Source organism: Nocardia asteroides (assembly GCF_021183625.1).
Classification (GTDB): Bacteria; Actinomycetota; Actinomycetes; order Mycobacteriales; family Mycobacteriaceae; genus Nocardia; species Nocardia asteroides_A.
Window position 1 is genome coordinate 2,486,473 of sequence record NZ_CP089214.1, and the last position, 19,560, is coordinate 2,506,032.

Consider the following 19,560-nt stretch of genomic DNA (forward strand, 5'->3'; position numbering starts at 1 on the left):
GGAGGGACAAGCCGCATTTCGGTAACTTAGTGAGCTCTGGGATAATCGTAAGCGATGCCGCAAGGGTCACTGAAATCGACCTAAAGCCTGTCCCGTAAGCCGTTGTGGCGCAGCGGTAATCTGCTGTCGTGGCGGTGATCTCGGCGTCTGACCCGGTGATGGTGGAGCTGTTCAGCGGACTGCAACCGCGCAAGTTCGCCCGCCTGATCACCGCGCTGCGGCGCGAGGGCGCCGACCCTCCGCTGCGTGGACGGCCCTGGACGCTGTGTTTCGAGGACCGGGTGCTGCTGGTGGCGTGCTACTGGCGCACGAACCTGACGATGCGCCAGCTCGCAGCGGTGTTCGGGACTTCGAAGTCGGCGGCGGCCCGGGTGATCGACGACCTCGGGCCCGCCCTGACGGTACGACCGCGGACCCGCTTCCCACGGGGGACGGTGCTGATTGTGGACGGCACCCTGGTCCCGACCCGGGACCACAGCATCGCCGCGCAGTCGAAGAACTATCGGTACTCGACCAACCACCAGGTCGTCATCAACGCCGACACCGAACTCGTGGTCGCACTCGGTCGACCCTTGCCGGGCAACCGCAACGATTGCCGCGCCTACGCCGAGTCCGGCGCCGCCCACGCCTGCCGCAACGCCCTGGTCATCGCCGACGGCGGCTACCAAGGAACATCCGCGATCATCCCGCACCGCAGACCTCCAGGAGGTCAACTGCCGGCCTGGAAACAGGCACACAACGGCTCTCATCGGCTGGTCCGGGCGCGGGTGGAGCACGTTTTCGCGCGGATGAAGACCTGGAAGATCCTTCGTGACTGTCGCCTGCGCGGCGATGGGGTAGCCGTCGCGATGGCCGGAGTGGCTCGGCTCGCGAACCTCGCTCACGCAGCCTGATACTCCGATCCGTCACCGCCCTTGACGCCTCGCATGACTTACGGGACAGCGTTTAGTCACTCTCCACGAGACGAAGAAAGCGGTCTTACCCTCCCCCGGGTCCTTAAGGACCCCGGTTCGAGTAAGACCGCTGTGGTGGAGCTGCCGGGAATCGAACCCGGGTCCTCCGTCGTGTCTTCAGGGCTTCTCCGTGTGCAGTCCGCTGTGCCTCTACTCGGATCTCCCGGTCCCGCGGACAGGCCGGGATGACGATCCCAGTCGCTGTTTGCTCTCCCGTACGACTCCGCGACCGAGCCGGACGGTAAGCCCTCTAGCTGATGCCGGCACCGGAGCCGAGGGCATGCCCTGGGCCGACAGAGACGCTATCGCTTAGGCAGCGAGGGCGTACTCGCGCTGATTGGAATCGGCGCTTAATTGGTTGCAGCGACGCTCACGGTGGTCTCCTGCCTGCACCGACACGCTTCCCCTGAATCAACGTACGCAGTCGAAACCGTTCAGCCCCGTACGCGCCCGCGCTCTGCGGGCTAGTCATATTAACATTCTACGCGGTCAGCGCATTCCCTTTATCCGTCTGCCGAGGATGCGGGTGACCTCGCGCTCGGCGTCGCGTTTGGCCAGGTCCTGGCGCTTGTCGTAGTCCTGCTTGCCGCGGGCCAGCGCCAGCTCGACCTTCACCTTGCCGTCGGAGAAGTACATGGAGAGCGGGACCAGGGTCTGGTTACCCTCGCGGGACTTGCCGACCAGGTGCTCGATCTCCTTCTTGTGCAGCAGCAGCTTGCGGACCCGGCGCGGCGAGTGGTTGGTCCAGGTGCCGTGGCTGAACTCTGGGATGTGCAGCCCGCGCAGCCAGACCTCGCCGTTGTCGACCGTGGCGAAGGCGTCGACCAGCGAGGCCTTGCCCTCGCGCAGGCTCTTGACCTCGGTGCCGACGAGCGCGATCCCGGCCTCGTAGACATCGAGGATCGAGTAGTTGTGCCGCGCCTTGCGGTTGCTCGCGATGACCTTGCGCCCCTGTTCCTTCATGACGTCAACCTTAAAGGCGCGGCGCAACGCTTTTGTTCCCGGTCGAGCTCAGCGCAGCATGATGTAGGTGGTCAGCAGGGCCGCGAAGGCGAGCACGAGCAGCACGGTGGAGAGCCGCGGCCTGCCGAGCCGGGGCGGCGGGGGCCGCCGGGTGCCGAGCCACGTCGTCTCGACCGGGTCGTGCGTGCGCGGGGTGCGCGGGCCCGCGTCCTCACCGCCGCCACCGCCGCCGATGATCTCCGGCGCGCCATCGTCGTCCGCCATGCGAGCACGGTAACCGGCGCGGGCTTTCCGCGCCGGGTGTTCGCGGCGTGTCAGGCCAGCGCACCGCGGAATTCGGACGCGGCCGCGCCGGAGCCGGGATCCACTGTGACGACCTCCAATTCGATACCGCCGCGGCGGAACTCCGCGACCATGAAACCGAGCTGGTGCCTGGTGTCGAAGCGGGCCGGGTGGGTGCCGGTCCCCGCGGTCTGCGAGCCGGTCGCGGTCTTGGCGGCGGCGCCGCTGACCAGCTGGACGGTGCCGCGCGTCCCCGGCCCCGGCTCGAGCACCTGCAGGGTGTGGTCATGGCCGGAGAAGAGCAGCTGGCAGCGGCCGAGGACGTGCTCGTCCAGGAAGCGGCGCACGTGCACGCCGTTCACCGGCTCGATGTCGAGCCCCTCGTAGCGGCCCGCGTCGCCGTGCGGGCCGTTGCTCCAGAACGGCTGGTGGGTGCAGGCCACCTTCCACCGCGCGGGTGATTCGGCGAGCGCGCCGTCCAGCCAGGCGGCCTGCTCGGCCATGAAGACGCCGGTGCCGGACCAGTACGGGTCGAGTGGCGGCAGGTAGGCGGCGGCCGGGTTGATGTCGAGCACGAAGAACTCGACGACGGGGTTCTGCTCCGGCACCCGCACCGAGTAGTACCGGCTCGGCATCCACCAGCGCGCGGAGAGCGCGTGGTAGGCGACCTCGTCGTTGCCGCGCAGCAGCCAGCCGCCGTCGCCGGGCAGCGCGGAGCTGTTGTCGTGGTTGCCGAGCACCATGAGCCAGGGAAAGTCGAGGCCGTGGTTGGGATTCTCGAACTTGTCGGCGAACTGCACGTCGCCCGACCCGTCCGGGCCGTGCTCGTAGATATTGTCGCCGAGGCCGAGCGCGAGGCCGAAGGGGGCGCGGGCGTGTGCGGCGCGGGCCGCGTCGGCCACCGCCCACTGGGTCGCGGTGCCGGTGCCGGCGTCGCCGGTCACCAGGACGCGCACCGATTCACCGGAGGGGAACGGGTGCTTGGCCACCTCGGGCGTGACGGCCTGGGCCGGAGTCAGCCCGAGCAGCGGAACGCCGGCGACCGTGATCGCGGCGCCTGTGAGGAAACCGCGTCTGTCCAGTGCCATCAGCTCTCCTCGGCGAGCGCGGCGAGCACCTGCTCGCCGTACTTGGCCAGTTTGTTGTCGCCGACGCCGCCGACGGCGCCGAGCTCGCTCAGGCTGCCCGGCTTGCGGGCGGCGATCTCGCGCAGGGTGGCATCGTGGAAGACGACGTAGGCGGGGACGCCCTGCTCCTTGGCAGCGCCCGCGCGCCACTGCCGCAGCCGCTCGAAGACCGGGACGTCGGCGGCGGGCAGGTCGGCGACGGCGGCCTTGGCGCCGCGGCTGGACCGGGACGGCCGCGCCGCCCGCTCCGGCTCCCGGCGCATGGGCACCTGGCGGCCCTCGAAGAGCACCTCGTTGCCCGCGTCGGTGATCGAGAGCACGCCGTAGTCGCCGTGCACCGCGAGCAGCCCCTGGGCCAGCAGCTGCCGGACGACGCCGCGCCACTCGGTGTCGCGCAGGTCGGTGCCGATGCCGAAGACGCTCAGCTCGTGGTGGTCGTACTGCAGCACCTTCGGGTTCTGCTTGCCGAGCAGGATGTCGATGATGTGCCCGGCGCCGTAGGACTGGCCGCGCTCGCGCTTCAGCCGCAGCACCGCGGAGAGCAGCTTCTGCGCGGCGACGGTGCCGTCCCAGGTCTCGGGCGGGGTCAGGCAGGTGTCGCAGTTGCCGCAGGCGTCGCCGGGCTGGCCGAAGTAGGCCAGCAGGCGGGTGCGGCGGCAGCTCACCGTCTCGCAGAGCGCGAGCATGGCGTCCAGGTGCAGCTGCAGCTGCCTGCGGTGCGCGGCGTCGCCCTCGGAGCCCTCGATCAGCTTGCGCTGCTGCACCACGTCGCTCAGGCCGTAGACCATCCAGGCGGTCGACGGCAGGCCGTCGCGCCCGGCGCGGCCCGTCTCCTGGTAGTACCCCTCCACCGATTTGGGCAGGTCGAGGTGGGCGACGAAGCGCACGTCGGGCTTGTCGATGCCCATGCCGAAGGCGATGGTGGCGACGACGATCAGCCCGTCCTCGCGCAGGAAGCGAGACTGGTTCGCGGCGCGGGTCCGCTGATCGAGCCCGGCGTGGTAGGGCACCGCCGCGATGCCGTTCTGGTTCAGCATGGCGGCGGTCTTGTCGACCGAGTTGCGGGAGAGGCAGTAGACGATGCCCGCGTCGCCGGGGTGCTCGGCCTTGATGAAGTCGAGCAGCTGCTTGTCCGGGCGGTTCTTGGGCTCGATCCGATACTGGATATTGGGGCGGTCGAAGCCGGCGACGAAGCGGCGGGCGGTGCCGAGCTCCAGCCGCTGGACGATCTCCTCGCGGGTCTTCTCGGTGGCGGTGGCGGTGAGCGCGATGCGCGGGACGTCCGGCCAGCGCTGGTGCAGCATCGAGAGTTCCAGGTAGTCGGGGCGGAAGTCGTGGCCCCACTGGGAGACGCAGTGCGCCTCGTCGATGGCGAAGAGCGCGATCTTGCCGCGGTCGAGCAGCCTGCCGGTGGACTCCAGCCGCAGCCGCTCCGGCGCCAGGTAGAGCAGGTCCAGCTCGCCGGCGGCGTAGCGCCGCTCGACCTCGCGGCGCTCGTCCTGGTTCTGCGAGGAGTTGAGGAAGCCCGCCTGCACGCCGAGCGCGGCCAGCGCGTCCACCTGGTCCTGCATGAGCGCGATCAGCGGCGAGACCACCACGCCGGTGCCCGGCCGCACCAGCGCGGGCACCTGGTAGCAGAGCGACTTGCCGCCGCCGGTCGGCATCAGGACGAGCGCGTCGCCGCCGCCGACGAGGTGCGAGACGATGGCGTGCTGCTCGCCGCGGAACGCCCCGTAGCCGAAGACGCGGCGTAGCACTTCGTGCGCGGCGTCATCGGTGTCGAGGTCGAGTTGGGCGGTCGCAGCGGGTGAATCCACGCGGCCATCCTATGGGTGCGCGGCGACGGCGAACAGCCGCGCAGGCCCGCCTGTGGATGAACCCCCGGCTGGGGACGAAGCGCTCACTCCCGGACGTAGTAGCGCAGCGTCGCGTACGCCGTGATGGCGGCGAAGACGATGCCGACCGGCGCGATCACCAGCGCCGTCGTCGCGATGTCCTCACCGGTGATCCGCGGGAACACCTTGCTGTCGAAGAGGTCGCCGAGCGCGCTGTCGATCACCAGCGGCCGCGCCAGCGCCAGGCCGAGCACCGCGAGCAGCGAGCCCGCCAGCGCGGCGACCACCGCCTCCAGCAGGAACGGCAGCTGGGTGTACCAGCGGGTGGCGCCGACCAGCCGCATGATGCCGACCTCGGTGCGGCGGGTGAAGGCCGCGATCTGCACCATGTTGGCGATCAGCATGATCGCCGCGATGGCCTGCAGCACCGCGAGCCCGAAGGCGGCGTTGCGCAGCCCGTCGAAGAGGCTGACCAGCCGGTCGACGATGTCCTTGTCGTTGCGCACGGTGCCGACCCCCGGCCGGAGCGAGTACTCCTCCAGGATCCGGGGGTAGTTGGAGGCGTCGGTCATCTTCACCCGCAGCGAGGCGGGCAGCGGGGTCTCGCTCACGTACTGGGCCAGCTCGGGCTGGTCCTTGAAGGTCTTCTCCTTGGCCTCGCGCACCGCGTCGTCCCGGTTCAGGAACTGCACCGAGACCACGCCGGAGGTCGCCTTGAGGTCGGCCGCGAGGCCACTGCAGAGCGGCTGCGAGCAGTCCGGGTCGGTGGCCGAGATCTCCTCGGTGAGGTAGAGCCGCACCTCGAGCCGGTCCAGGAAGTACTGCTCGGTCTTGTCCGCGATGCGGACCGCGAGCAGACCGCCGCCGAGCATGGTGAGCGAGACCGCTGTGGTCAGGATCATGGCGATGGTCATGGTGATGTTGCGGCGCAGCCCCTCGGAGACCTCGCCGAACAGGAAACTCAGCCGCATCAGCGATCCACTCCGTAGACGCCGATCGCGTCGTCGCGGACCAGCCTGCCGTTGTCGAGTTCGACCACGCGCCTGCGCATGGCGTCCACGATGTTGTTGTCGTGCGTCGCCATCACCACGGTGGTGCCGATGCGGTTGATCCGCTCCAGCAGGTACATGATGTCGGCGCTGGTGTCCGGGTCGAGGTTGCCGGTCGGCTCGTCGGCGAGCAGTACGAGCGGCCGGTTGACGAAGGCGCGCGCGATGGCGACGCGCTGCTGCTCACCGCCGGAGAGCTCCGACGGCAGCCGGTCGGCCTTGCCGCCGAGCCCGACCATCTCCAGCACCTCGGGGACCGTCCGCTCGATGAACTCGCGCCGCTTGCCGATCACCTCCAGCGCGAAGGCGACGTTCTGCTGCACCGTCTTCTGCTGGAGCAGCCGGAAGTCCTGGAACACGCAGCCGATGCGCTGCCGCAGCTTCGGCACCTTCCGCCCCGGTAACCGGTTCACCCGGAAGTCGGCGACCCGGATCTCGCCGGATGTCGGCGACTCCTCCTTGATCAGCAGCTGCATGAAGGTCGACTTGCCGGAGCCGGATGGGCCGATCACGAAGACGAACTCACCCTTGCCGATCTCGACGGTGACGTTGTCCAGCGCGGGCCGCGTCGACGTCTTGTACGACTTGGTGACATTGCGCATGGTGATCACGGGGAGCCAGTGTAACCAGCGCGCCTGCCGGATCCGCGCACGCCGCTACGGCGTGGGAAGCGGGACACTGTCCACCACCGAGACCAGCGACGGCCACTGCGGGCCCGAGGTCGAGGGCTCCGCAGGCTTGACGAACAGATACAGGACGAATGTGGACACCCAGGCGGTGACCAGGATCGCCGTGGACTTACGAGGTCTCACTGATACCTTCCCGGCGCAGCGCCGCGGCGACCCGGACCCGCAGCTCGCGACCGACTTCGAATTGTTTGCCCGGCAGCGTGCGCGCCACCATGCGGATGTTCATCTGATCGCGGGTGAGATCCTCGACGCCCATCACCGACGGCTCGTCGAGCAACAGCGGCTGCAGCTTGCTGTCCTGGTAGGCCCGGGTGCCGACCTCGTGCAGGATCTCGTTGACGCGGGTGATGTCGGCGCTCGCCGACACCGGGACGTCGATCGCGGCCCGCGCCCAGTCCTTGGACAGGTTGGTGACCTTCACGATCTGCCCGTTCGGCACCGTGATCACCTCGCCGTCCGCGTTGCGCAGCGTGGTGATCCGGAGCGTGACGTCCTCGACCGTGCCCTCGGCCTGCTCGGCCGAGCCGGTGACCGAGATGCTCACCACGTCGCCGAAGCCGTACTGCCGCTCGGTGATCAGGAAGAACCCGGCCAGGATGTCCTGCACGATCCGCTGCGCGCCGAAGCCGAGCGCGGCGCCGAGCACCGCGGCCGGCGCGACCAGCCCGCTGACCGCGAAGCCGAGCCTGCCGAGCACCTCCATGCCGACCAGCACGTAGGCGACGGTGAGCACCACCCAGGTGACCACCTGGGCCAGCGCGTGGCGGTGCTTGGCCGCCTCGGACCGCACCAGCGCGTCACTGCTGCGGAACCCCGCGTCGATCTTGCGGGTGACCCGATCCCGGATGTAGGTGGCGAACCGGCTGAACAGCATCGCCCCGAGGAGCAGCAGCACGATCTCCAGCCCGCTCGAGCGTAGCCAGGCGGTGGTGTCCGCCGCGGGCGCCAGTGCCAGGGCCGTATCGAGCCCGTTCACCGCCACCACCTCCGAGATTCACCGCTGTCCGGAACACCCACGCCGACCACATTACAACGATTCGGCCACGATCCAGACCTCAGCGGGGAATAGCCGAAAAAGGTTGCGCGGCAGGCTACCCGGACTGCTGCGCGTCCGACATGCGCCAGCGGATGCCGGATTCGATGAAGGCGTCGATCTCGCCGTCCAGCACCGCGCTCGGGTTGTTCACCTCGTAGCTGGTGCGCAGGTCCTTGACCATCTGGTAGGGGTGCAGCACGTAGGAGCGCATCTGGTTGCCCCAGGAGGCGCCCTCGTTGGTCTTGAGCGCGTCCATCTCGGCGCGCTCCTCCAGCCGCTTGCGCTCCAGCAGCTTGGCCTGCAGCACGCGCATGGCCGAGATCTTGTTCTGCAGCTGCGACTTCTCGTTCTGGCAGGTCACCACGATACCGGTCGGGATGTGCGTGAGCCGCACCGCCGAGTCGGTGGTGTTGACGCTCTGCCCGCCCGGGCCGGAGGAGCGGTACACGTCTACCCGGATGTCGCCCTCCGGGATCTCGATGTGGTCGGTCGTCTCCACCACCGGAAGCACCTCGACCTCGGCGAACGAGGTCTGCCTGCGGCCCTGGTTGTCGAACGGGCTGATCCGCACCAGCCGGTGCGTGCCCATCTCCACCGAGAGCGTGCCGTAGGCGTACGGCGTCTTCACCGCGAAGGTGGCGCTCTTGATGCCCGCCTCCTCGGCGTAGGAGGTGTCGTAGACCTCGACGCCGTACTTGTGCCGGTCGGCCCAGCGGATGTACATGCGCATGAGCATCTCGGCCCAGTCGGCGGCGTCGACGCCACCCGCGCCCGCGCGGATGTTGATCAGCGCGTCGCGCTTGTCGTACTCGCCGGAGAGCAGCGTGCGCACCTCCATCGCCTCGATGTCGGCGTGCAGCGCGATGCGCTCGGCGTCGGCATCGGCGTACGCGGCGGTGGCGGCCTCGCCCTCTTCCCCCTCGGCCAGCTCGTAGAGCACCGGCAGATCCTCCAGCCGCTGCCGCAGCTCGGAGACCCGGCGCAGCTCGCTCTGCGCGTGCGAGAGCTCGCTCGTCACCTGCTGGGCGTGGTCCTGGTCGTTCCACAGGTCCGGATCCGACGCCTGGTGCTCGAGTTCATCGATGCGGCGGCGCAGCTCCTCCACGTCGAGCACCGACTCCACCGTCTTGAGGGTGGTGTCGAGTTCGGCCAGATCTGCGGAGACGTCGGGATGCACGAGGGTCAAGGTTACCGGGCGGGGAGTTGGAGTCCGGCATCGTGGTGGCCTGTGCCGGGTGCGAGGGGCATTGAAGAGGTCTTGCGGCGCCGCGCAGGGGCGATCCGCGGCTGAATGAGAATCAGCACTTCAGCGAGCAGCGGGGCCGGATTGCTAGTCTGCTTGCCGTGCCCGAGCGATCACTGACCTGCTCAGGAGCGGTTCAGTACTCACCGCGGCGATGGACCGCCGGACCGTGTCGCGGGCGTCAACGGACAGGATTCAGGTTCGGTGGCAGCCCTGAATACAGACTACTTGCACACGGAGGGAATGGTGTGTTTACCCGATTGCGGCTCAGGAATTTCAAGGCATGGGAAGACACGGGCGACATCGAACTGGCTCCGCTAACCATTCTGTTCGGCGGAAACTCGTCGGGTAAATCAAGCCTGCATCAATTTCTGCTCATGCTCCGGCAGACCGTCGAGTCGCCGGACCGCCGACGGGTCCTGCACACCGGAGGCGACCGAACACCCGTCGATCTCGGCGGATATGCAAGCCTTCTGCGCAATGGCAACCTCGACGCACCGCTGGCCTTCGAGCTAGACTGGAGGCGCAACGATCCGCTGAGCGTCACCTACGAGCGGGATGGCACCAGCTTTCGCGGCACCGACATGGGATTTCGCGCAACGGTCAGTGCGACAGCGGATTCACCGCCACGCTTGCGCGTAGACAACTACGAGTACCGCCTCACCTCAAGCGACTCGGGCAGCATACTGCGGTTGGGAAGTGAGCTTGCTGCCAGAGGCGGCTACGCCGTTCGGGCCGAGGGCATCGAACTCATCAAAACCATGGGGCGAAAGTGGCCGGTGTCGGCCCCATCGCAGTTCCACGCCTTTCCTGAAGATCTGCCGACTCGCTATCAGTTCCTGGACTTTGCCGCAGATCTCACTTTGGCTCTCGAGGAGCAACTGCTTGCAGTGAACTACCTCGGACCGATTCGAATCCAGCCCAGCCGGACCTACCGGTGGTCCGGAGAAGAGGTCAGCCATGTCGGCTGGAGCGGAGAACAAACCATCGACGCCCTACTGGCCGGCCAAGCGCGAAAGTTCAATTTCGCCGTGAAACAGAGGCTCAAGCCTCTGCAAGAACTGGTTGCCGAATGGTTGGAAACGCTCGGGGTCATCGAGACATTCACGGTGACTCCCATCGGGGAAGGCCGTGACGAGTACGAGGTTCAAGTGACCACACCAGGCGGCAGCAGGGAGGTCCTACTCACCGATGTAGGGTTCGGCGTCTCGCAGGTACTACCGGTGATCGTGGAAGCTTTCTACTCCGCCCCGGGATCCACGGTAGTCGTAGAACAACCGGAGATTCACCTTCACCCGGCGGTACAGGCCGGACTGGCGGACCTTTTTCTCGCTGCCATCTCAGCGCGCGAAGGCAGCAAAGCACGCCGCACACAGTTCATCATCGAGTCTCACTCCGAACACCTGCTACGGCGTCTTCTGCGTCGGATCGCCGAGGGAAAGGTAGATCCCGCAGACGTGCGGTGCTATACCGTCAATCCCAGCAAAGAGGGATCGACCATAGAGGCACTCGACGTCGACGAGTACGGCAATGTGAGAAATTGGCCTACCGATTTCTTCGGAGATCCGGCGGAAGACCTGATCGCCCAGTCCCGTAGCGCTCGGCTTCGCCGTCACGGCAGGCACGTATGACTAAAGTGGTCGACACTAATGTTCCACTCGTTGTCAAGTTCTCCGATGACCACCCCCCTGAACTCGTAGATGGGTGCGAAATAATTTTGGAATACATTCTTGAGAATAGAATTCCCATCTTCACAGATGATGCGGGCGAGATAGTGGACGAGTATCTCCATCAACTCAACCGCAGCGGGCAGCCCACGCTTGGTGATGCATTTATCAAGTACGTCCTCGAAAATCGCTATAGTTGGAACGACGCCATGCGGCCCGATATAGAACCCGACACGGTCACTGCAAACAGCTACGCGGTTCTAAAAGGCGACGATGACGAGATCGATCCATCGGACAGAAAATTCGTCGCGACAGCAAAGGTAGCGGCAGCCCCGGTAGTTCAGGCCACAGACACCAAGTGGCTTGACTGGGCTGCGGTGCTGGGCCGCCACGGCGTCACCGTAGAGTTCGTCCACGAGCCTTCTATCCGGGCTGCGTATCGCGCAAAATTCGGCTACGACGCGCCGTGACCGAGTTCGTCCGATTCCCGTCGACGCCTTACCTGGTCACGCCGCAAGGCGTCGATGTACGCGACGATAAGGCACTGGAAGAAAACGAACAAACCGCTTTCCTGGCCGGACCGCTGCACGTCGAAGAGAAGGTCGACGGGCAGAACCTCGGCATCTCGGTCGGAACGGACGGGCTTCGATTTCAGACACGCGGTAGCTACGTGCACCTCGGTGGTCGCCACTTCCGTGGTCTGTCTACCTGGATCGAGCCTCGCCGTCATCGGCTCACCGAAGCGCTCGGTGACGACCTTATACTTTTCGGAGAGTGGTGCGCGGTAATGCACAGCGTCCGCTACGACCTATTACCCGATTGGTTTCTGGTTTTCGACGTCTACGACACCACAACCAGACGATTCTGGGACCCCGACATGCGCAATGCGCTTGCCGAGGATATCGGACTTCACACCGTTCCTTTCCTCGGTTGCGGGCACTTCACTCTGGGCGAGTTGGCCAGGCTGATTCGGCAAAGCCAGGTGGGGCACGAGCAGATGGAGGGGGTTGTCGCGCGCGCATCGACCTCCGACGAGCGGCAGCGGCGTGCGAAATTGGTCCGCCCGGATTTCGTTCAGAGCATCGAGAAGCACTGGATGACGAAGCCACACACGATGAACCGCCTGCGGACATCGGCATAGCTCAAGGAGCCCGCTACCGCGCGAGCTGCTGGATCAGGTGCACTGGTGGGCGAGCGCGCTGGCGGCGGCTCGATAGGGTCGACGCCGTGGCTGCCTACACCGATGACCTCGCACTCGCGCTCACCCTGGCGGACGCCGCCGACGCGATCACCGCCGACCGTTTCGGCGCGCTGGACCTGCGGGTCGACGCCAAACCGGACCTCACCCCGGTCTCCGATGCCGACCTCAGGGTGGAGCGGGAGCTGCGCAGGCTGCTGAGCACCGAGCGCGAGGACGACGCCGTGCTCGGTGAGGAATTCGGCGGCGAGGCCGAGTTCGGCGGCAGGCAGTGGGTGATCGACCCGATCGACGGCACCAAGAACTTCGTGCGCGGCGTCCCGGTCTGGGCCACGTTGATCGCACTGCTCGAGGACGGCGTGCCGGTCGTCGGCGCGGTGAGCGCGCCCGCGCTGGCCCGGAGATGGTGGGCGGCACAGGGTTCCGGGGCGTGGACCCGGTTCCACGAGAACGCCGCGCAGCCGATCACGGTGTCGAAGGTGGGCGGGCTCGCGGACGCGAGCCTGGCCTTCTCCAGCCTCTCCGGCTGGCGCGAGCGCGGGCTGCGGGAGAACTTCCTCGCGCTCACCGACGATGTCTGGCGGGTCCGCGGCTACGGCGATTTCTTCGGGTACTGCCTGGTGGCGGAGGGCGCGGTCGACGTCGCCACCGAGCCGGAGGTGTCCCTGTGGGACCTGGCCCCGCTCGACATCCTGGTCCGCGAGGCGGGTGGCCGCTTCACCGCGTTGAACGGCAACCCCGGCCCGCACGGCGGCGATGCGGTGGCGAGCAACGGCCTGCTGCACGACACGGTGCTCCAGCGGCTCACCTGATACTCACCGTTTGATCGAAACGGACCCCTCGACGCCTGCGATGGCGCGCTCACGGCGGCCCGGCGGACACTGGCGCCCGGCCCCGGTCAACCACGCTCTCGACGCACTTCTTACTCTGCAGTAAGGTAGTCTTACTCAGGAGTAAGATAGCTGGGACCAGATCTCACCCCCGCCCTCGAGAAAACCAGGTGATGATGAGCACGCGAGACAGCGCGACGAAGCGACGTCCGGAGTCCGGCCGGAGCGAGGACTCCGCCGTCGGCCTGCACCAGCCCAAGCGGGACTGGATGGGCGCGGCCATGCGGGTGATGACCACCATCACCGGCTCGGAGCTCGCCGAGAAGTACAACCTGCGCAAGCCGCTCGAGCGGGCCACCTACGAGGGGACCAGGACCGGGTTCCGCACCCTCGGCGCCGCGACCCGCGCCTTCGGCAAGGTCGCGGGCAACGGCGCGCCGAAGCGGCTGCCGGACAACGAGTCCAAGGCCAAGGGGTACTTCGACCTGACCCCGTCGGACGACCAGAAGATGATCGTCGACACGGTCAAGGAGTTCGCGGCCGAGATCCTGCGCCCGGCCGCGCACGACGCCGACCACGCCGCCGCCGCGCCCAAGGACCTGCTGGAGCGCGCCGCCGAGCTCGGCATCACCCTGATCAACGTGCCCGAGGAGCTCGACGGCGCGGCCAGCGAGCGCGGCGCGGTCACGAACGCGCTGGTCGCGGAGGCGCTGGCGCACGGCGACATGGGGCTGGCGCTGCCGATCCTGGCGCCGAGCGGGGTCGCGGTCGCGCTCTCGCAGTGGGGCACCGACGCGCAGCAGAAGACCTACCTGCCCGCCTACACCGGTGAGAACGTGCCGCAGTCGTCGGTCGTGATCTCCGAGCCGCGCGCGCTCTTCGACCCGTTCGCGCTGCAGACCAAGGCGGTCCGCTCGCCGAGCGGCTACCGGTTGACCGGCGTGAAGAGCCTGGTCCCGGCGGCGGCGGAGGCCGAGCTGTTCGTGATCGCCGCCGAGCTGGACGGGCGTCCGGCGCTCTTCCTGGTGGAGTCGGACAGCAAGGGGCTGGTCGTCGAGGCCGACCCCAGCATGGGGCTGCGCGCCGGTGGCCTCGGCAGGCTGATCCTGGACGACGTCGCGGTGAGCACCGAGGCGATCCTCGGCGACGGCGACGCCGCCACCCGCGCCGCCGAGTACGCCGACGCGGTGCGGCTGGCCCGGCTCGGCTGGGCCTCGCTGGCGGCCGGCACCGGCCGCGCCGTGCTCGACTACGTCATCCCGTACGTGAACGAGCGCGAGGCGTTCGGCGAGCCGGTCTCGCACCGGCAGGCGGTGGCCTTCATGGTCGCCAACATCGCGATCGAGCTGGACGGGCTGCGGCTGGTCACGCTGCGCGGCGCCTCCCGCGCCGAGCAGGGGCTCTCCTTCGGCCGCGAGGCCGCGCTCGCCCGCAAGCTGGCCTCGGACAAGGGCATGCAGATCGGGCTGGACGGCGTGCAGCTGCTCGGCGGCCACGGCTTCACCAAGGAACACCCCGTCGAGCGCTGGTACCGCGATCTGCGCGCCATCGGCCTCGCCGAGGGCGTGGTCCTGATCTAAGCGGCCCTCACTCGATTTCTCTCCAGGAGACCTGAACAATGATCAACCTCGAACTCCCGAAGAAGCTGCGGGCCAGCGCGAACCAGGCGCACCAGGTGGCCGCGCACATCTTCCGCCCCATCTCGCGCAAGTACGACCTCGCCGAGCACGAGTACCCGGTCGAGCTGGACACCATGGCCGCCATGGTGGAGGGGCTCAACGACTCCGGCACGCAGAAGATCGGCGGCGCCGCAGGCGGCCGCTCGGACGAGAACGGCCACGCCACCGAGCTGCTCGGCAACACCAACGGCGGCAACATGTCGGCGCTGCTGAACGCGCTGGAGACCTCGTGGGGCGACGTCGGGCTCATGCTCTCGATCCCCTACCAGGGGCTCGGCAACGCCGCCATCGCCGCGGTCGCCACCGACGACCAGCTGGCCCGGTTCGGCAAGGTGTGGGCCTCGATGGCGATCACCGAGCCCTCCTTCGGCTCGGACTCGGCCGCCGTCAGCACCACCGCCGTGCTCGACGGCGACGAGTGGGTGCTGAACGGCGAGAAGATCTTCGTCACCGCCGGTGAGCGCTCCACCCACATCGTGGTCTGGGCGACGGTGGACAAGTCGCTCGGCCGCGCGGCGATCAAGTCGTTCGTGGTGCCGCGGGACGCCCCGGGCCTCTCGGTGGCCCGGCTGGAGCACAAGCTCGGCATCAAGGCGTCGGACACCGCCGTGCTGCTGCTGCAGGACTGCCGGATCCCGGCGGACAACATCCTCGGCAGCCCGGAAGTCAACGTGGAGAAGGGCTTCGCGGGGGTCATGCAGACCTTCGACAACACCCGCCCGCTGGTCGCCGCCATGGCCATCGGCGTCGCGCGGGCCGCGCTGGAGGAGCTGCGCGGCATCCTCGCCGACGCGGGCGTCGAGATCGACTACGACGCCCCGGCCAACAACCAGCACGCCGCCGCCGCCGAGTTCCTGCGGATGGAGGCCGACTACGAGGCCGCCTACCTGCTCGCGCTGCGCGCCGCCTGGATGGCCGACAACAAGAAGCCGAACTCGCTGGAAGCCTCGATGTCCAAGGCGAAAGCGGGGCGCACCGGCACCGACATCACGCTCAAGGCGGTCGAGCTGGCCGGTGCGATCGGCTACTCGGAGCGGCTGCTGCTGGAGAAGTGGGGCCGGGACAGCAAGATCCTGGACATCTTCGAGGGCACGCAGCAGATCCAGCAGCTGATCGTGGCGCGCCGGGTGCTCGGGCTCACCAGCACCCAGCTGAAGTAGTCGACGGACCGACGAAACCGGCCCGGACCGTACTGGTCCGGGCCGGTTCGCGTGCGGGGCCGGGACCCCCGATCCCGGCCCGCGCTCAGCGGGCGTTGGCGGTGCAGACCACGTCGACGATGTGCGCGCCGCTCAGCTGAGCCGAGCCGGTGGTGGCGAGCACCGCCGTCGGGGTGATCTGCGCGATCAGCTCGTAGGCGGCGCGCTCGGCCTCGGCCCGGTTCGGGCCGGAGGTCGCGGCGTAGCCGTCGTCGCTGGCGACCAGCGCGCCGCAGCCGTTCGCCCAGGCCGCGAGGACCTCGCAGTCGGCCACGCCGCACTGGTCCAGCGCGACGCTGTTGGCCTCGTCGAAGTTCGCGAGGTCGACGCTGACCCCGTAGTACAGCGAGCTGTTGCTCACCGCGATCGCCGCGTACTGCCCGGCGGCGTGCGCCGTGCCCGCGCCGAACACGCTCCCCACCGCAAGGGCGCCCGCCGCCACGGCGAAGCCGACCTTACCCATAACCCTCATCGATACATCCCTCGGTCGAAACACGCTCCGGGTCCGGAACCCGGTCATCATTCCCGCCGGTGGGTAATACGTCCAGATAGACCTCTGCATGCCGGTTTGCCAGGCAGGCTGGCAAATTTCTAGCCAGTAAATTATCTGGCGATGCTCGATCCCTATCGTCCCAACGTAGGCCCCACTATTCCCTTCTGAAGGGTGATGACGCACACTCCTATGATGCAGGGGAACACCGTGAGCCGCGGATTGCCGTGGCATCGGCGATCAGGGGGCAACCACACCGCGGGGGCGGCGCGGCCGATCAGCGACGAGCTGCCGCCCGGCTTCACGACGCCACCGCCGGGCTTCCGGGCCCGTCCGGCCCGCTCCGGCGCGCTCATGGTGCCGCTCGCGATCATCGGCGGGATCCTGCTGCTCTGGGGCGGAGCCTTCGCCGTCGCCAGGATGACGACCGACCCGGCCCCGCTGCCCACCGCCGAGGTGCGGGACGCGGCGCTGGCCTTCCAGGTCACCGGGATCGAACCGCCGGTGAAATCGCTCGGCCCGGCCACCGCGACCGGTGAGTACCGGGTGCTCACCGTGGTGGTGCGCAACACCGGCGACCGGCCGCGCTCCTGCGCGGACTGCGACCAGACGCTCGTCGACGACCTCGGCCGGGAATTCCCCGCCGCCGCGATCCCGAATTCCGCGGTGCCGCCCGGTGACACCGTTACGGTGAAGGTCGCCTTCGACGTCCCGGTCGGCACCGTTCCCGCGGTGCTGGAGGTGCACGGCTCGCAGTCGTCCGCCGGCGCGAAGGTCGATCTGCGCTAGACCAACCAGCGTTACCACGACTCTTCGAGGAGAACTGGGTATGCATCGAGTGGGTTCACTGCGTCGTCTCGCCCTCGCCGCCGCCGCGCTCGCGGCCGGCGCGTTCACGCTCGCGGGGCCGGCGGCCGCCGCGCCCGAGGCGACGCCGGTGATCGATCCGATCGCCGCCGCGCGGCAGCTGCGCACGGTGGCGACGGGCAATCCGGAGGCCGTCGCGGCGCTCGACCGGCTGCTCGCCGACACCGCCGCGATCGCGAAGGCCGGTGAGGTGGCGCTGCCCGCGCAGCCGTTCCAGGTGCCCGCGCAGTCCGATATCGGGCGCGGCGACGGCGGCAGCCTCTACGGCAACGGCATCGCCTTCGGCTACGACGGCTTCCGCTTCGCCTTCTTCGGCGGGCCGGGGACCATCGCGCCGAACCAGAACGACGCGAGGCTCGAGGTGATCTGGCTCAACCTGGCCACCGGCGAGAGCGGCACCAACCAGCTGATCGAGCACCAGGACATCCCGGTGGACACCACCATCCGCACCGCCAAGCTCAGCACCGGCGCGGGCACCGTCGTCGCCGCCATCTACGGCTCGCTCTGGCACCGCTGGCCGATGCCGGTGAGCGCGGAGCACCCGGACGGCTTCGCCTACCAGCGCGGCACCGTCATCATGCCGACCTTCGGAGCGGTGTACAACTGACCCGGCCCGGCCGCTCGGGCGCGCGGGCGCCCGGGGTTACGCGCGAGTAGGTACCGCAGGTCCGGTTTGTCGGCTTTCCCTGTGATCTGTCGCACTCACACTGCTACGGTATGCGTTCGTAGAAGTCCGGTGGGTCCGCGCTTCGGGCACGAGGGCGGACCCCGCTTGTGGAGGTGTCGCCCATGAAGTTGGCCCATGCGCTCGAGGTCGTCAAGGCGCTGGGGGTGCTGCGGCAGAACGGGGTCAGCAATCCCAAGGCGCCGGTGGAGACGCTGCGCACCATGCGGGAGTCGCAGATCTACGGTCCGCAGGCAACCCTGGTCCGGCACTCCGCCCGGATCGTGCCCGACCAGGTCGCGCTGGTCGACGAGCGCGGCGAGCTCACCTACCGGGAGCTGGACGACCAGTCCACCGCGGTCGCGCGCGGCCTGGAGGCGGCGGGCATCACCCCGGGCACCGTGATCGCGGTGCTCGCCCGTGACCACCGCGGCCTGCTGCTCTCGATGATCGCGGCGGGCAAGCTCGGCGTCCGGATCGCGCTGATGAACACCGGTTTCGCCAAGCCGCAGTTCGCCGAGGTGTGCGAGCGCGAGAAGGTCAAGGCGGTGCTGCACGACAGCGAGTTCCTCGGGCTGCTCGACGCCCTGCCCCCGGAGCTGCCGCGCTACCTGACCTGGGCGGACGAGGGCACCGAGCTGCCAGCGGGCGCGCAGACCCTGGACGACCTGGTCGCCGCGAACTCCGCCGAGCCGCTCCCGGCGCCCCCGCGCCCCGGCGGCTTCATCATCCTGACCAGCGGCACCACTGGGCTGCCGAAGGGCGCGCCGCGCACCAAGGTCTCGCCGCTGGCGACCGCGCAGATCGTGGATCGGCTGCCGTTCGTGCAGCGCGGCACGATGGTGATCGTCTCGCCGATCTTCCACAGCACCGGCCTCGCCACCTGGCTGGTCGGCACCGCGCTGTCGAACAAGATCGTCGTGCGGCGCCGGTTCGACGCCGAGGGGACGCTGAAGGCGATCTCCGACAACAAGGCGAACATGCTGGTCGCGGTGCCGACCATGCTGCACCGCATGGCGGAGCTGCCCGCCGAGGTGCGCGCGAAGTACGACCTCTCCTCGCTCACCGGCATCGTGCTGGCCGGCTCCGCGCTCTCGCCGGAGCTGTGCGTGAAGGCCACCGAGGTGTTCGGCCCGGTGCTCTACAACCTGTACGGCTCCACCGAGTGCGCCGTCGCCACCGTCGCCCAGCCGGACGAGCTGGCGCTCGCGCCCGGCACCGTCGGCCGCCCGCCGATCACCTGCGAGGTGCGGCTCTACGACGACGAGGACAAGCAGGTGAGCGCGAAGAACACCACCGCGCGCATCTTCATCCGCAGCGGCGCGCCGTTCGAGGGCTACACCGACGGCCGCCACAAGCAGATCATCGACGGCTTCATGTCCAGCGGCGATGTCGGGCACTTCGACGAGCACGGCCTGCTCATGGTCGACGGCCGCGACGACGACATGATCGTCTCCGGCGGCGAGAACGTCTTCCCGCAGGAGGTGGAGAACCTGCTGCTGGAGCGGCCGGACATCTTCGACGTCGCGGTGGTCGGCGTGGACGACGTGGAGTTCGGCAAGCGGCTGCGCGCCTTCGTCGTCCCGGAGCCGGGGCAGAGCCCGGACGCCGAGGAGATCAAGGCGTACGTGAAGAACAACCTCGCCAGGTACAAGGTGCCGCGCGAGGTGGTCTTCCTGGACGACCTGCCGCGCAACCCCACCGGCAAGCTGCTGCGCCGGGTCCTGGTGGAGTACGAAGTCACCGCCTGAGCCTTTTCCGCCGCCCGGCGCGTCCCCCGGACGCCCGG

General features: G+C 68.5%; 19 protein-coding genes and 1 other RNA gene. 10 read left to right on the forward strand and 10 right to left on the reverse strand.

Annotated elements, in window-relative coordinates; genetic code table 11:
- Positions 1-158 precede the first annotated feature (158 nt).
- On the forward strand, positions 159-893 hold the full coding sequence (locus LTT61_RS12085) for a transposase (RefSeq protein WP_233020970.1): 735 nt from the start codon (positions 159-161) through the stop codon (positions 891-893).
- A 133-nt stretch (positions 894-1,026) separates the two neighbouring features.
- Here LTT61_RS12085 and ssrA read toward each other — a convergent pair.
- From ssrA to prfB, 9 genes are all read right to left on the reverse strand, one after another.
- Positions 1,027-1,395, reverse strand: a transfer-messenger RNA (tmRNA) gene (gene ssrA, locus LTT61_RS12090).
- 47 nt (positions 1,396-1,442) lie between these two features.
- Positions 1,443-1,916 carry an SsrA-binding protein SmpB gene (gene smpB, locus LTT61_RS12095; protein ID WP_233020032.1) on the reverse strand — a complete coding sequence of 158 codons (474 nt, stop codon included), beginning with the start codon at positions 1,914-1,916 and terminating at the stop codon, positions 1,443-1,445.
- 48 nt (positions 1,917-1,964) lie between these two features.
- On the reverse strand, positions 1,965-2,180 hold the full coding sequence (locus LTT61_RS12100) for a hypothetical protein (RefSeq protein WP_233020033.1): 216 nt from the start codon (positions 2,178-2,180) through the stop codon (positions 1,965-1,967).
- Between the two features lie 50 nt (positions 2,181-2,230).
- Positions 2,231-3,286 (reverse strand): metallophosphoesterase, encoded by a 1,056-nt coding sequence (locus tag LTT61_RS12105; protein ID WP_233020034.1) that lies wholly within the window; start codon positions 3,284-3,286, stop codon positions 2,231-2,233.
- Entirely contained in the window at positions 3,286-5,142 is a 1,857-nt protein-coding gene (gene recQ / locus LTT61_RS12110) for a DNA helicase RecQ (protein WP_233020035.1), read from the reverse strand. Before recQ ends, LTT61_RS12105 begins: the two co-directional genes overlap by 1 nt.
- A gap of 83 nt (positions 5,143-5,225) precedes the next feature.
- Entirely contained in the window at positions 5,226-6,131 is a 906-nt protein-coding gene (gene ftsX, locus LTT61_RS12115) for a permease-like cell division protein FtsX (RefSeq protein WP_233020036.1), read from the reverse strand.
- Positions 6,131-6,820: a cell division ATP-binding protein FtsE gene (gene ftsE / locus LTT61_RS12120; protein ID WP_233020037.1), complete on the reverse strand. Its 690-nt coding sequence runs from the start codon at positions 6,818-6,820 to the stop codon at positions 6,131-6,133. Before ftsE ends, ftsX begins: the two co-directional genes overlap by 1 nt.
- Positions 6,821-7,007: 187 nt before the next feature.
- On the reverse strand, positions 7,008-7,772 hold the full coding sequence (locus LTT61_RS12125; protein ID WP_420094805.1) for a mechanosensitive ion channel family protein: 765 nt from the start codon (positions 7,770-7,772) through the stop codon (positions 7,008-7,010).
- 217 nt (positions 7,773-7,989) lie between these two features.
- Complete coding sequence (gene prfB / locus LTT61_RS12130) at positions 7,990-9,111, reverse strand: peptide chain release factor 2 (RefSeq protein ID WP_233020039.1); 1,122 nt, start codon at positions 9,109-9,111, stop codon at positions 7,990-7,992.
- A gap of 314 nt (positions 9,112-9,425) precedes the next feature.
- On the opposite strand from prfB, the gene LTT61_RS12135 reads away from it, so the two are divergent.
- The 6 genes from LTT61_RS12135 to LTT61_RS12160 all read left to right on the forward strand — a co-directional run bounded on the left by LTT61_RS12135 (position 9,426) and on the right by LTT61_RS12160 (position 15,711).
- Positions 9,426-10,808, forward strand: coding sequence for an AAA family ATPase (locus LTT61_RS12135; RefSeq protein ID WP_233020040.1), 1,383 nt, complete (start codon positions 9,426-9,428; stop codon positions 10,806-10,808).
- Positions 10,805-11,314: a hypothetical protein gene (locus LTT61_RS12140; RefSeq protein WP_233020041.1), complete on the forward strand. Its 510-nt coding sequence runs from the start codon at positions 10,805-10,807 to the stop codon at positions 11,312-11,314. Before LTT61_RS12135 ends, LTT61_RS12140 begins: the two co-directional genes overlap by 4 nt.
- The gene (locus tag LTT61_RS12145) at positions 11,311-11,985 is read left to right on the forward strand and encodes an RNA ligase family protein (RefSeq protein ID WP_233020042.1); all 675 of its coding nucleotides are present in this window, start codon (positions 11,311-11,313) and stop codon (positions 11,983-11,985) included. Before LTT61_RS12140 ends, LTT61_RS12145 begins: the two co-directional genes overlap by 4 nt.
- 86 nt (positions 11,986-12,071) lie before the next feature.
- Positions 12,072-12,854 (forward strand): histidinol-phosphatase, encoded by a 783-nt coding sequence (hisN, locus tag LTT61_RS12150; RefSeq protein ID WP_233020043.1) that lies wholly within the window; start codon positions 12,072-12,074, stop codon positions 12,852-12,854.
- Positions 12,855-13,042: 188 nt separating this feature from the next.
- Positions 13,043-14,452, forward strand: coding sequence for an acyl-CoA dehydrogenase family protein (locus LTT61_RS12155; protein ID WP_420094773.1), 1,410 nt, complete (start codon positions 13,043-13,045; stop codon positions 14,450-14,452).
- Positions 14,453-14,490: 38 nt separating this feature from the next.
- The gene (locus LTT61_RS12160) at positions 14,491-15,711 is read left to right on the forward strand and encodes an acyl-CoA dehydrogenase family protein (RefSeq protein ID WP_233020045.1); all 1,221 of its coding nucleotides are present in this window, start codon (positions 14,491-14,493) and stop codon (positions 15,709-15,711) included.
- Positions 15,712-15,796: 85 nt separating this feature from the next.
- Here the strand turns inward: LTT61_RS12160 and LTT61_RS12165 are convergent, their stop codons facing one another.
- Positions 15,797-16,222, reverse strand: a complete 426-nt coding sequence (locus tag LTT61_RS12165; RefSeq protein WP_233020046.1) for a DUF4189 domain-containing protein — start codon at positions 16,220-16,222, stop codon at positions 15,797-15,799.
- A 228-nt stretch (positions 16,223-16,450) separates the two neighbouring features.
- Here LTT61_RS12165 and LTT61_RS12170 point away from each other — a divergent pair, with 228 nt between their 5' ends.
- The 3 genes from LTT61_RS12170 (at position 16,451) to LTT61_RS12180 (ending at position 19,522) form a co-directional block, all read left to right on the forward strand.
- A complete protein-coding gene (locus LTT61_RS12170) occupies positions 16,451-17,029 on the forward strand; it encodes a DUF4352 domain-containing protein (RefSeq protein ID WP_233020047.1) in 579 nt (192 codons plus the stop codon).
- Positions 17,030-17,069: 40 nt separating this feature from the next.
- Positions 17,070-17,714 (forward strand): hypothetical protein, encoded by a 645-nt coding sequence (locus LTT61_RS12175; RefSeq protein ID WP_233020048.1) that lies wholly within the window; start codon positions 17,070-17,072, stop codon positions 17,712-17,714.
- 182 nt (positions 17,715-17,896) lie between these two features.
- Positions 17,897-19,522 carry an acyl-CoA synthetase gene (locus tag LTT61_RS12180; RefSeq protein ID WP_233020049.1) on the forward strand — a complete coding sequence of 542 codons (1,626 nt, stop codon included), beginning with the start codon at positions 17,897-17,899 and terminating at the stop codon, positions 19,520-19,522.
- Positions 19,523-19,560: the final 38 nt, after the last annotated feature.